This window comes from Periweissella fabalis, from assembly GCF_012396505.1.
GTDB lineage: Bacteria > Bacillota > Bacilli > Lactobacillales > Lactobacillaceae > Periweissella > Periweissella fabalis.
Window position 1 is genome coordinate 222,428 of record NZ_JAAXPN010000001.1, and the last position, 12,258, is coordinate 234,685.

Annotated in this window: 13 protein-coding genes and 1 pseudogene; 7 read left to right on the forward strand and 7 right to left on the reverse strand. The window is 38.8% G+C overall.

Annotated features, from left to right (window positions below):
- Nucleotides 1-371 precede the first annotated feature (371 nt).
- The 3 genes and pseudogenes from dld to HF964_RS01115 all read right to left on the reverse strand — a co-directional run bounded on the left by dld (nt 372) and on the right by HF964_RS01115 (nt 2,979).
- Nucleotides 372-2,050 (reverse strand): annotated as a pseudogene (gene dld, locus HF964_RS01105) (D-lactate dehydrogenase).
- Nucleotides 2,051-2,270: 220 nt separating this feature from the next.
- Entirely contained in the window at nt 2,271-2,786 is a 516-nt protein-coding gene (locus HF964_RS01110; protein ID WP_168721206.1) for a DUF3278 domain-containing protein, read from the reverse strand.
- A complete protein-coding gene (locus tag HF964_RS01115; protein ID WP_168721207.1) occupies nt 2,773-2,979 on the reverse strand; it encodes a helix-turn-helix transcriptional regulator in 207 nt (68 codons plus the stop codon). Before HF964_RS01115 ends, HF964_RS01110 begins: the two co-directional genes overlap by 14 nt.
- Nucleotides 2,980-3,159: 180 nt before the next feature.
- Here HF964_RS01115 and HF964_RS01120 point away from each other — a divergent pair, with 180 nt between their 5' ends.
- Nucleotides 3,160-3,444 carry a hypothetical protein gene (locus tag HF964_RS01120; RefSeq protein ID WP_168721208.1) on the forward strand — a complete coding sequence of 95 codons (285 nt, stop codon included), beginning with the start codon at nt 3,160-3,162 and terminating at the stop codon, nt 3,442-3,444.
- Between the two features lie 85 nt (nt 3,445-3,529).
- Nucleotides 3,530-3,685 (forward strand): hypothetical protein, encoded by a 156-nt coding sequence (locus HF964_RS01125; RefSeq protein ID WP_168721209.1) that lies wholly within the window; start codon nt 3,530-3,532, stop codon nt 3,683-3,685.
- Between the two features lie 265 nt (nt 3,686-3,950).
- Here HF964_RS01125 and HF964_RS01130 read toward each other — a convergent pair whose 3' ends face one another.
- Complete coding sequence (locus tag HF964_RS01130; protein ID WP_168721210.1) at nt 3,951-5,141, reverse strand: MFS transporter; 1,191 nt, start codon at nt 5,139-5,141, stop codon at nt 3,951-3,953.
- Nucleotides 5,142-5,489: 348 nt separating this feature from the next.
- Between HF964_RS01130 and HF964_RS01135 the strand changes: the two genes are divergently transcribed.
- The 5 genes from HF964_RS01135 (at nt 5,490) to HF964_RS01160 (ending at nt 9,925) form a co-directional block, all read left to right on the forward strand.
- Nucleotides 5,490-5,897 (forward strand): hypothetical protein, encoded by a 408-nt coding sequence (locus tag HF964_RS01135; RefSeq protein ID WP_168721211.1) that lies wholly within the window; start codon nt 5,490-5,492, stop codon nt 5,895-5,897.
- Between the two features lie 91 nt (nt 5,898-5,988).
- Complete coding sequence (locus HF964_RS09915; RefSeq protein WP_210726972.1) at nt 5,989-7,335, forward strand: RNA-guided endonuclease TnpB family protein; 1,347 nt, start codon at nt 5,989-5,991, stop codon at nt 7,333-7,335.
- Between the two features lie 194 nt (nt 7,336-7,529).
- Entirely contained in the window at nt 7,530-8,348 is an 819-nt protein-coding gene (locus HF964_RS01150; protein ID WP_338091072.1) for an MFS transporter, read from the forward strand.
- A 250-nt stretch (nt 8,349-8,598) separates the two neighbouring features.
- Nucleotides 8,599-9,585 (forward strand): type II TA system antitoxin MqsA family protein, encoded by a 987-nt coding sequence (locus tag HF964_RS01155; protein WP_168721214.1) that lies wholly within the window; start codon nt 8,599-8,601, stop codon nt 9,583-9,585.
- A 43-nt stretch (nt 9,586-9,628) separates the two neighbouring features.
- Nucleotides 9,629-9,925, forward strand: a complete 297-nt coding sequence (locus HF964_RS01160) for a type II toxin-antitoxin system Phd/YefM family antitoxin (RefSeq protein WP_246220220.1) — start codon at nt 9,629-9,631, stop codon at nt 9,923-9,925.
- A 156-nt stretch (nt 9,926-10,081) separates the two neighbouring features.
- Here the strand turns inward: HF964_RS01160 and HF964_RS01165 are convergent, their stop codons facing one another.
- The 3 genes from HF964_RS01165 to HF964_RS01175 all read right to left on the reverse strand — a co-directional run bounded on the left by HF964_RS01165 (nt 10,082) and on the right by HF964_RS01175 (nt 12,077).
- A complete protein-coding gene (locus tag HF964_RS01165) occupies nt 10,082-10,360 on the reverse strand; it encodes a type II toxin-antitoxin system YafQ family toxin (protein ID WP_168721215.1) in 279 nt (92 codons plus the stop codon).
- Nucleotides 10,361-10,680: 320 nt separating this feature from the next.
- Complete coding sequence (locus HF964_RS01170; RefSeq protein WP_168721216.1) at nt 10,681-11,115, reverse strand: GNAT family N-acetyltransferase; 435 nt, start codon at nt 11,113-11,115, stop codon at nt 10,681-10,683.
- A 680-nt stretch (nt 11,116-11,795) separates the two neighbouring features.
- On the reverse strand, nt 11,796-12,077 hold the full coding sequence (locus tag HF964_RS01175; protein ID WP_168721217.1) for a helix-turn-helix domain-containing protein: 282 nt from the start codon (nt 12,075-12,077) through the stop codon (nt 11,796-11,798).
- Nucleotides 12,078-12,258 lie beyond the last annotated feature (181 nt).

Here is a 12,258-nt window from a genome sequence, read left to right on the forward strand (position 1 = left end):
AGCTAGAGTAACGACTGGAAATCAAAGACTGATGAGGGGGATATCATGGAAACAATAGGCCATTTCACGCCCCACAAAGCCAAATAAGGGCAAAAAAATAATCGCCTTAGCTTTGCAGAGCTAGCGATTATCTAAACGATTTAGTTGATGCTTACGAATCGATTAATTATCAAGGACTCGATGTTACAGCATCGGGTTCTTGGTAATTAACTGACCCACGTATTGTAACATGCCATAACTCTTTTCTGGTAGTAATTTGTTGCTAGGAGTCTGATATAGTCGCAAAACAACAATAACCGCCTTGAAGAAAATTCTTCAAGACGGTTATTTAGTGTAGTCCTCATTAGCTCCTGATTGCTCTCACGCTCTCACTAATACACACCCCAGTGCTTAGACATGGTTTGTTTACCAACGCCGGGGTTGAAGCTATTAGTTGGGTCATTTTTCTTGTAGTGTTCGACCAAGGCTGGTGCAGCCACATATAAGTGTCCAACGTTGTGTTCGGCTGGGTAAACGGCGTGGCGTTCATCCAAAATTTTAAGCATTTTTGCTTTCAGGGCATGTGCATCGACACCGGGTTTGAGAATATAATCCTGGTGCATAACGTGATCAAGCAAGTGCCCGTAGTAAATTTTGTGTTCGATTTGGTCTTCAATTTCTTTAGGCAACTGTTCGAACCACTTGTATTCATTACTTGCCAACGCAATATCAAGGGGTAAGATATCAATACTATCTTGTTTTAATTCTTGATAGCGAATTGCCACCCCCGCAGTTACATACCGGTGGGTAGCGGCTTTACTAGCTTCATTGGCATCGGCTTCAAAGTAATCCCCACTCGCACTAGCAAAATATTCTTTGAGATAGGCACGGGCTTCGTCAATTCCATCCCCGGCCATTTCCAATTGGAGGTAGTGGTCGTACTTTTCGTAATAATCATCGATGCGTTTAGGCATTTGATTAGGGAAGACATTACTTACCGTTTGGAGCAAGCGATCGGGGAAGTAAGGCTTGAACACGGGGATATGCTTCAAGAAGCGTTCACCCCAAGCTTTAAGCGCAAACATTTCAGGCAAGTGACCGGTCCCAATTTTTTCAATGACAATCAATGAATCTTTCCCATATTTCTTGGCCAATTTATAAGCATCTTTATGCATATATTCACCAGAAACGGGCAATTCTTTGAAGGTCGTCATAATGTGGCGGCGAATATCTTCCAACTCATCGGGATTATTCGTACCAATGTAAAACATTTGCGTTCTGTCATCCATCGGGAAGGTATCTAAGCGCACCGCCAAGGCCGCCACGTGACCAGCTGATCCAGATACTTCGTACAATTCTTTGGGATTGGCATTGTAGCGAATTGGTTGATCAGATTCAACATCGCGCACCACCGCTTCATGGTCGTACATTGAACCATGCCGTTCAGAAGCAGGAACATTATCCAAATCAAAATTCCGGTTTTCCAAATTAGTAATGATTTCTTCTGGCGTTTCACCCAAATCAATCCCTAAGTGGTTAACTAAGTGCATTTCATCATGTTCATCAATCCAGACATACAATGATAATTCGGTATAAGCGGGTCCGCGGCGAATCAAGGCCCCACCAGAATTGTTGTTAATTCCCCCAATGACAGAGGCTCCCAAGTTAGATGAGCCAATGACGGAGTGGGGTTCGCGTTTAAGGGGCCGCAATTATTTTCTAACTGAAATAGGGTTGTCCCAGGGAAGGCGAGGGCTTGTTCCCCGTGATTGATTAATGCTAAATCTTTAATTTTCATCCCGTTGACCACCACGGCTTGCCGATCATAACCGGGGGCAGGGACAGAGCCCTCAGTCAAGCTCGTATTGGCGGCTTGCATAATAATGATGATATTGTGGTCATGCAAAACATTCAGTACACGCCACATTTCCATTAACGTCGTTGGAAAGACGACGGCCACCGCATCACCTTTACCTGAGCGATAGCCTTTGCGAAAACGTAAAGATTTTGCGGCATCGGTAATGACATTCTTGCTACCCACAACACTGACTAGTTGTTCTACTAAGTCCATAATAACTTCTCTCCTCTATCACGTTTGTAAAAAGCGTTTTAATGATTACGCCTTAATAATACGCTTTTTTTTATGTTTTGATTAGTAAAATATGAAAAAATACTTATAGTATAAAAAGTTTAAGATAAACTTATTTTGTTGTTGATTATTATATCATTAGTAATCGGTGTGATATGTGTCGGTTAAATCAAAATTTGAAGAGTTATGGACCTACTGGCGACTACTTTAACTTACGTAAATACCAGTAATATGTGCACCCGCCAAATACCACGCCGACAAACAAAGCCGTGATAATGTAAGAGACATTACCAATGCTTGCGTAAAATGGTCGCGCCCCCGTGATCACATCAAGGATAATGTTGAGGGCATAGATACCAATCCCCAACCCAATCCCAGCACCCCAAGCACGCTTTAGATAGCGCTGCTTAACGCTAGGCAGGTCATCAGATTGGACACCAAGCTGGTCTAATTGCTTCAAGCGTACAAACCATGCACCTACGCATAGCGAGATGAACCATAAGAGGGTGTTGCTAGTAATTATGAATATGAACGCCCATTTAAGGCTGATCAGATAAATAAGGTACGCGATGAACGTTGATAGGACTAAATAACTGAGCAAGGTAATGAAGGCGATATTGCCGAATCGATTCACCTGACTTTCCTTATATTCATCTAAAACATCCTCAATCCCGTGAAACCGTTTGATTAAAAAATTGGCGCGTTTATTGTTTTTCATGGTTAATTTCCTCCCAAAAAAGGGTATTTAAATCCGTATCTAAAGCCCTGGCGATGTTAATACATAATGCTAACGATGGATTATAGTTGTCATTTTCAATTAAATTGATCGTTTGGCGCGCGACCCCAACTAATTGCGCTAAATCCATTTGCGTAAAATTTAAATCTTTGCGATACTCACGAACCCGATTCATATAACACCTCGATCATTATTTGTCATATATATGTGACAAATATAAAGCAAATTATGGGGATAGTCAATGGTGATTTGGCGCTGCATAGAGGAGGTGGTTCGTTGTTACCATACCAGGTGACGACATTGATGAGGCTGATTGTTTTAGTTTGGTGGCCCACACAGTATGAGAAGTGGTATCATGGCAAGGATAATTACGATAAGCAATCACGCAACTGGAAGGAGTAATATCGTGGATAAGAATAAAAAAGATCAGTTATTAATGGTGCTTACCACCTTTGGACATTTAAATATTTTAGAAGAGCAAGATGATGTGTATATTATCGAAATTAATGAACTAGACTTCACAATGATCATGAACGTTTTGGGGAGTATCGGCGCCTTTTTTAATTGTTCACGCGTTACTGATGAAAATAATGTCTTTATCGAATGGCAAGTCATAATTTATGATTATGCCAGAATTTAATTAGCTCGAATATGCGTCTGGAATTAATGTGCAAAGCAAGCCCAATGTTAGTATAGTAAGTCAATTAGAGATGGAGGTAATGACCATGAATGACGAGCGAAGATTAGCTGTATTCGGGTTTAAGCAGATGACGGCAAGCGAACTGTTAACAACGCAATTACACGAACTCATCGATCAAATACAAATCCATGATTTAACTGAGGATGAACAAGCTTTAGCAGCGTGGTTTGATGAAGCCTAGAAAATCAATATATACGTGTAAGACTAAATAAACCCCTGAAGAATTTTCTTCAGGGGTTTATTTTTGGTATCAGTGACGGATTAGAGCGAGAAGGAGATTAACATAATTTGACAATTCCAGTCCTATAACTACGGCTCGTTGGTTAAATAAAATAAGTGTGCTTCACCCAGTGCACTAAAAAGACTTCATATAATCGATGTCCTGTTAACTGACTTTGGTATAGAAGTCCTTATTGTTAGCTGTATCAATTTAATCTAGGAATCAATTACTCCTTAACCATTCTGAATACTTTATTCCCAGCAAATGCGATTACTGCATATGCCAAAGCAACAAACAGTGCTACTCTTTTAAAATTAAAAGTTGTTATTAGGGCTGGTAAAATAAGTAAGGACAAGGGCTGTACCATGCCTAATATAGAACTATAAGTTGCCATGAATGTTGCATATCTGGACTCATCAATAGTTCGCATAAATAGGCTTTTAGAAGTGATGTTATAAAATGGAATTGCGATTCCAAGTATAAAGAAAGCTAGCAAGGTTATAAGCTCGTATTTCGAAATAGACCAAATTAAAAATACAAGTGGGACTATGGTTATGGCAGTAATAAAGAACCATTTATCGGCCCATTTTTTAGATAGCTTACTGTATAAAGTACTTGCTGATAAAATTCCCAAAGTATATGAAATTTGAAAAAGTCCAATCAATCGAGCATTACTTAATAAATGTGCTAAAGATGACGAGTACACTTGAAAAGGGGCAAGTATAAAATTATAAGAAAATGAAGTTATGAATATCAGCGTGACGATTGGCTTTTGGAAATCTGACAAAAAACTCTTGAATTTGTTACCAGTATGATTATCAATTTCTTCATGAATAGTTTGGGGCACGTTGGTAATTTGTAGTAAGAGAATATTCGCACCGATAAAACTTATTCCATCAAGGGCAAAGCCAATCCAAATAGTATGCTTAGACATCAACAAACCGGATATTAGAGAGGCTATTATTGCCCCCATTGTTGAAAAGCTCGTAACTTTAGAAAGGACGTCCCCATAGTTTTCTGGGCGAATAGTATTTCTAATTAACTTAAGTACAGTAGGATCATACGCTTCTGATAAAAGGGCGTTTATAAATGCGATAATCAAAATTAGTATTGTTAACCAAGATTCATTTTGAAAATAGAAAATAAATATCGATAAGAATAACAATAATACTGATGACAAAAGATTTATTACAATTCCGGCTTTCTTTAAATTTTTAACCTTATCAATAAATGATCCGATGAACGGACCGAACAAAATAGCGGGTGCTATAAGTAAAATTGACAAATATCCTACTAGAATTACGCTGTTGGTAACGCTAGATAAGTAATATACAAATAGAAGTTTAGAAAGCATGCTCCCAAAAGTATTGATTCCCTCTGAAAGGGATATTCTCATTGAAAAATGGTGTTCATTCATTAGTATTACCATCCAATAAATAATATTTCCGGAGTTCTTTCCGGCTAATTCCTCTAACAATCTACGCTCTAATGTTTAGTTATTATTAAATAATCACTAATTTATATTCGAATATAATATTCGCTAAAAAGTTAAAAGTCAATGACAAAAATGGGTGTTTTGTCATTTTTAAGTAGGTCAGTGCAGAGCTGCTTTTTATGAATTAGCAATTTTTTTGTCGTTTTCACTAGGTAATTACGTTATGGACACCTTTTGATTTTTTTGATGAAAATTATAAATAAATGATAAAATTGTTTTTTTATTAGAAGTTAAGTATATAATTTATAAAAAAGGAATGGGAGATAGCGTATGAAAATAAAAATAATGATTCCGGCCTTAATTATGTTTGCGACTTTGGCTGCCAACGGAATCTTTAACTATGGGACGAGTTTGGAGTTGCTTAATAAAACCCATAGTTCCGTTAGTTTTGGTCTGGGGTTGATAACTGGCCCAATCATTGGCTTGGTCCTTGCTAAGCCAATTACCGTGTTGCTTCATAAATTTGATAATCATTTATTGTCTACGATTGGATTAGTCGGGGCAACGCTTTCGATGTTGCTATATAGTTTCTTCATCAGTGATAATAAAGCAATGATCTATACCGCGGTGCTGTTTTTGAGCATTAATGGCATATTCATGCGTATATTTAATTACGCTTATATGAATAATCAAATTTACTGCTTTTGGGGCGAAAGGCACGTTTTTTCAAAGCTGTGATGAAAGCTCCATTTTTTAAGTTACTTTTCCTTATCGTCCAGATTAAATATGTTATAATCTGCCTATTCAAAGTAAAGGAATTGCCAAAATTATGATTAATTTAACATCAACAACGGAATATGTCTACGTCCGCCACTATCGGCTTGTCGCCACACCAGCGTTGATGTTAAAACATCAGCACGGGTTACACGTCCAAAATAAATTGCATAACTATGCCGTTAAATATTTAGAAAAATCGTATGGCCGCAAACATGTTTCACGGCCATTTCCCCAATCATTGGCGGCTAAAAAGTTTTTAGTTGCTGAAATTGCCGGCAAATTTGCTAAAGATTGCTATGATTTAAATCGTTGGCAGGCTAATAAAATCGGCTTGCACTCGCAAGGAGCCCGGTTATTTTTGCTGACATTAATAACTAATTTCGGTCAATATCGCAAAACCTTGTTCAAAGCTTTTAAAATGAGTAGTCAGGAAAAAATGGCCTACAAAAATAATGAACATGGTAACAATGCAAAGCATAAGTCGTGGTACCGAAAAGGTTCACTCAACTTCTTACGCAATAGTAACTCTTACAAAACCATTTCATTACCTGATAATAAGCAAATTCAAGTCATCGCCAACCACCAAATCAAGATTCAAGCTTTCGGCGTTGTTCAAGTTGTCGAAAACATCAAAAATCTGGCTAATAAACAGATTGTGGTTTCTAAAATCAAACTAAAAGGTAACGACCAATACGAATTACAACTAGTAATCCGCGAACAAGTTGCACGTAAGAAACCTGACAATAAAATCGGCGTTGATTGGAATATGAAAGATAATAAAATTTTTCATACTTCAGCAGATCAAACGTATTATCTTGCCACTACGGTTGCAGACCAGGCAGATTATTTAGAAGCCCAGATTAATACTTTAAAATCCAAGCGCGACAAACTGACTTGGCTGCGATTTAATAGTCAACGGTTGATCAAAATCAATCAACACATCAAATATTTAAACGTCAAACGGACCAATCTTTTGGATGAAGCCTATAAAAAATTAGCACGGGCGCTGTTCCAAGCTACCGATTTAGTTGTTGTTGAACAACTCGATAGTAAAGAAATGCGGGCGGTAAAGCGAACCAATACGGGTTTAAATCGAAAACTCGCCAAAATCAAACCATATCGGCTCATGGCATTAATTGAAATGACCGCTAATAAAACCGGTAAAACGTTGATCCGCGTCGATAGTTACAAAACGTCACAAGTTGAATATGGCACCGAATTTGCAGAAAAGCACCCCGTGATTGTACGTGAATGGATTTCAAAACACACTGGAAACATGGTTTCTCGTGACTTGAATGCCGCTAAAAACATTTTGGCATGGGGCTTGGACCCAGAAAAACACATCAAATTAAAAGACTACCCAGCAATTAGGCCAAGTAGTCTGATTGCAATAAATTAATTTAAAGATAGGCGAGACAGAACCTGGTCGTCTTGAAAGGCTTTGAGGGCGGATATGTGCGTATCACTTTGAGCGTGCAAAATAAGTGCGATATATCCAACGAGTTCCAATGTGGAAACCACTCGCGAGAGTGCATTGCCTAAACGTTTTCAATTAAAAATTGAAGCTCGTTTATTCATGGACGAGTAGTTCACATTGTCGGCGAAGATCATATTCAGCAACTAAACGCATTAGAGCAAGGGAGTATCTCAGTGCTGCAAATCGTTAACCCGATCATAACAGCCTTGTTGTGGGCATGGATAAGTTTGCCAAACACGCTCTGGGTGGCAGTGGGAATTTCGCTGATTGGGATTGTTCTATTACCGCGGGTTAAGTATCAAGGTGTGCGTAGTGCGGATGACAATGCAGCGCTACCAAGCTTCAAAATGGTGGTTGCTTCAGTATTAAAGCAACCAACTGTAAGAAAAGTATTTCTGTTAGAGACGCTTTTAGGAATATTTTTGGTATCAGAAATTGTGGCCATCCCATATATTCTAGTAACGGGCGGGTTTGTTACGGAAAAATATTTGGGGCTCGTCCAAGGGATTGCTGGTATCGGGGCAGTGGTCGGCGCATCGGTCGCATTCTTTAAAAAGACGCCTAATGCATTAAAAATATTAAGAGTCACAACCATATCAATTGGTGCACTGTATCTAATATTAGCCTTCATGTTTGGGATTACGTCCAAAACAGTGGCCTTAGTTGCGGTGGTGGTTGTGAGCATGGTAATCTCATTGATCAGTACGTTTGCGAGTCCAATTAGCTATACCGCGATGCAAACGTCTTTGAGTGAAGAAACTAGAGCCGATGTTATCACCTGGTATTATACGATTCAAGAAATGGTGTACCCAATTGGTGCGGCCTTAGTGTCTATTCTGATGGTCGGGATTTCACCAACTAAGTTATATTTGCTATATGGATTCATGATTATACTTATTGGGCTAGTAGTGATGCGCGGTAAGCAAAATGCCTAATAGTAGGCCGGTGTTGAAGGATGTCCTAGACGACTAATATATATGCACAATATTAAATATCGGGGATGCCACAATCCCGTTCAAACATTGTCAGGTAGCGAGGTTATTCCGCGTTACCTGGCTTTTTTGTTGCGTTGCGAATAGCTTAATTTTAATGTTTGCCCTTTATTCGGGGCGATGATATAATTACGCTACTAAAAGGGCGTGGTTGGATTATTTCAGTTCATGAAGATTATTAGGAGGTAATATTATGAATGAATTTTATGTTGAGAGTTTAGATGAGTTTGTCCCAATTTCGGCAACCAATGTCGTTTACCAAGATATTACCGCCAAAGTCAAAGGGACTGAAATTTCAATTGAAAAAGTTCCCGTTCGCATTCATGCAGCAACTAGTGAAGAGGTGTTTGATCGTGACTTGGCTCAAGTCCGCGATGAACGGTTATTTGCTGCCTATGCACACCGTAACAATTTGTTGACAACGCCTGAAATCAAAGCGATTCGGCACCACCTCGGGCTGTCACAACGCGGCTTTGCTAATTTCTTAGGTCTGGCCAAATCAACCATTGAACAATATGAAGCCGGTTCGTTACCAACGCGGGCCAATAGTAATTTAATTGAACGGGTTGCGGATTATGATGTTACGACATTGAAGAAAATGTTTGTTGATTCAGATGTAAAGAAGTATTCAAATAACGATATGGCTGTTTTACAAAAACTAACGGCTGAAAAATTTGAACGGGCACGGTTTCCCAAGGCCCTAGATGTTGCTGCTTGGTTCATGGCCCAAGACTATATGCAACGCCAGGTTGATGTTACCGTATCAACGTTAACCCAAATGAAATTGCAAAAGTTACTATATTTTGCCCAAGGTATATTTGTGAAGCAATATCAAAGGCTATTGTTTAGTGAGGACACCTTAGCTTATACGCATGGGCCCGTCTATGATTCAGTTGCTCAGCAATTCCATGGCCAACGGGAATTAGATATTTTACAAACGCTGGATCAAGCAGCTCTTACGCAAATCCTTGCACAGCAACAAAATATTAGTGAAGATATCGAAGTGGGAGGTGTCTTAAGCTATGTTTGGGCACATTACGGGCATTTTGAAGCAGCCAGCTTACGTGCATTAACGCATAGCGATGAAAGTGCGTGGACGCGGACGTACCAAGCTGGGGAATATAAGCTGCAGATTCCAAATGAAGAAATTGTCATGGAGTTTGCAGAGGTGAAGCGGTGAGGGGGAATTATGCTAACTAAAAAATAGGTTACGAGGTGATACTTTGGTTTTAGATAATAAAGTAAAGAAAGCGGTGATAACTATGGATATCGTAACGCCAACTGAAGCTCGAGCAAATTTATTAGCCCTTATTCAAGCAACTAATCGTGATTCAGCACCGATCTTGATTGCTGGTGCTGACAATAGCAAGAGTGCAGTGTTAATGGGTAAGCAAGATTACGCTGCTCTACAAGAAACGATGGCGCTATTCATGAACGGTCAAATGCAAGCAACATTAAGCCGTGAAAATGATGAATCAGTAGATTTAGCCAGGATGATTGCAGCGATTGAGCATGCATAATTGGCAAGCTAATATCAAAAAAGCAACTACACGGTAAATGAAATTACTTGATTAATTGCAATACAAATACAATGCTAAATAAACCCCTGAATAATTTTCTTCAAGGGTTTATCTTTGGTATCAGCTGTAGATTAGCATGTTTTTGTATTTTTGTGATTAAAATAAGTCTGAATGTGTACCAGTATCAATAAATTTCACGTATTCACCATCATACTTGTAAATCAACAACCAATCGGGTTTAATGTGTAAATCACGTTCTGGTCTACGATTTTTCAGAGGGTGATCATTGTAATGGTCATCGAGTGGAGCATCAGATAAAAGTTTACGATAGACAATCTCAAAATCAATTGCCTTATAACGCACACCTTTAATCATTTTTTTATAGTTCTTTTTAAAACGACTTTCAAACGATGGTTTATACTTAAAATCAGTCATTCAAGAAAGCCAATCCTGCGTCAGCACTGGTAAAATTAACGTAAGCATCGCTATTAATGGCTGCTTGCAAACGGACATAAGGATGGCTCGTCTAACACCACTACATCTATGATCAGACATTAGTCGAATGGACTAATTATCATGATATGAAGTTAATTGGTTATCAGTATACGTATATGGGCTATCGGCTAAACAAGATTAAACGACTGTGGCTTAGGGGAAGTAAATCGGTGAACTAAAAAGACATTAGTAGCTAAATTACTAGTTACTAATGTCTTTTTAGTTGCACATGGTTTCCATTGGCGAGTAGTTCACAACCGCTACTCACGTATCGCTAAATGTAAAATTGGATACGGTTTATCAAAATCATCGCGTTGACTGCGTCCAACAATTTCAAAACCGTGGTTTAAATAAAACGCGTGCGCTCGGTCGTTTTGCTCATTGACGTCAACTTTCGTGATGTGCTGATTGGTAATTAACCACGTTAAGATTTGATGGCCATAACCAGCACCAATTTTGGTAGGGTCCAGAAATAACATCGCTAATTCATCCCCGCTAGTTCCACTAAAGCCAATTGGTTGATTATCAACTGACCATAGCCGTAAATCGACCTGGGCTAGAAAATTTGGGAGGAGCGCTTGGTAAAAGGCAAAATCATCAGGATGCAAAAAGGTATGCGTAGCTGCGACAGATTGCTCCCAGATGGCTAAAATTAATGGGTATTCAGTGGGGATTACACGGTGCTGTTGTAGCATTGTAGGACCACCTTTCATTTGGTATTTGTAATCAGCTTAAGCTAAACAGCGTGAAAATGCAATCGGGTGGAAGCAACTAACTCAAAATTTGAATATGGATGTTTTTAGGCGTTCACGAACAGCTGTAATGATCGACGTTTTGATTCGTAAAATTATGGTGGTATGTTAAAATTATTATAGATACAACAATAAGATGAGTAGCAAATAGCAAAAGGACCAGATATGCAATTACTTAAATACACGCTGAGTTAGTGGCAAGACCGCCTGACAGGGATTACCGGGCTATTTTTCGTAGTCCTCTTAGTGAAAATCGGCTTAGATTTCATTACTAACAACCTCCATACGTTCACATGGTATAGCTTGCTATTTTTGGAATGCAATGTGCCAGTTGCGGGGTGGTATTTAGTCGATATTATCAAATTCCACAAACGTGCGGGTCATCAGGATTGAATGGTAGGTTATGGGTAATTTACTTCGGTAGTTACTTGTTTACCAAGGCGTTCATATGAAAACTCAACGGACTTTGACAACGTTATTTCAAAATTCAAACAGCAATCAAAACACGACTAGTCTACCTGTATTTTAGGTGGGCTTTTTTGAACAATAACAAAAATACGCCAAGCTAACGTTAGAAGAGTAAATCTTCAGGGCAGCTGGGCGTATTTGAAGTGGTGATACCATTAAATTGGTGTGAATTGGATCGTAATTTTTTGATGGGTGGCACGGGCAATTTCAGCTAGGGTTGTCGTATTGGCATTCGTGGTGCCACTTTCAATTCTAGCAATCGTTGATTGAGGTTTACCAATTAAGGCCGCAAAATCACGTTGACTCATCTTGAGTTCTTCACGTAAATTACGGACCTGAATCCCAATTTCAAGGTTTAGATCAGCTTGTTCAAGCATTTGTGCGAATTCAGGATTATCTTGGGAACGTTTGGCGATATAGTCATCAATTTTAGTCATTGTGTGGCCTCCTGCGAAATAGTTGTCATCGTGATAGCATTTTAGCTATCATAATACAAACGAATGAAGGAGGTGCTTTCAGTGATTCAGCCCCATGAAATCCTAATTATAAAATTTGACATTAGTTTTTATTTATATTTAAATTGTTTTATAACAAAATTAAGAAGATTTCGCGCAAGGA

Excerpts from the sequence above, each read along its gene's own strand:
- HF964_RS01130 (WP_168721210.1), bottom strand. The coding sequence starts at position 5,141 with ATGAATGAACACCATTTTTCAATGAGAATATCCCTTTCAGAGGGAATC.
- HF964_RS01175 (WP_168721217.1), bottom strand. The coding sequence starts at position 12,077 with ATGACTAAAATTGATGACTATATCGCCAAACGTTCCCAAGATAATCCT.
- HF964_RS01110 (WP_168721206.1), bottom strand. The coding sequence starts at position 2,786 with ATGAAAAACAATAAACGCGCCAATTTTTTAATCAAACGGTTTCACGGG.
- HF964_RS01135 (WP_168721211.1), top strand. The coding sequence starts at position 5,490 with ATGAAAATAAAAATAATGATTCCGGCCTTAATTATGTTTGCGACTTTG.
- HF964_RS01120 (WP_168721208.1), top strand. The coding sequence starts at position 3,160 with ATGGCAAGGATAATTACGATAAGCAATCACGCAACTGGAAGGAGTAAT.
- HF964_RS01165 (WP_168721215.1), bottom strand. The coding sequence starts at position 10,360 with ATGACTGATTTTAAGTATAAACCATCGTTTGAAAGTCGTTTTAAAAAG.
- HF964_RS01170 (WP_168721216.1), bottom strand. The coding sequence starts at position 11,115 with ATGCTACAACAGCACCGTGTAATCCCCACTGAATACCCATTAATTTTA.
- HF964_RS01125 (WP_168721209.1), top strand. The coding sequence starts at position 3,530 with ATGAATGACGAGCGAAGATTAGCTGTATTCGGGTTTAAGCAGATGACG.
- HF964_RS01155 (WP_168721214.1), top strand. The coding sequence starts at position 8,599 with ATGAATGAATTTTATGTTGAGAGTTTAGATGAGTTTGTCCCAATTTCG.
- HF964_RS01115 (WP_168721207.1), bottom strand. The coding sequence starts at position 2,979 with ATGAATCGGGTTCGTGAGTATCGCAAAGATTTAAATTTTACGCAAATG.
- HF964_RS09915 (WP_210726972.1), top strand. The coding sequence starts at position 5,989 with ATGATTAATTTAACATCAACAACGGAATATGTCTACGTCCGCCACTAT.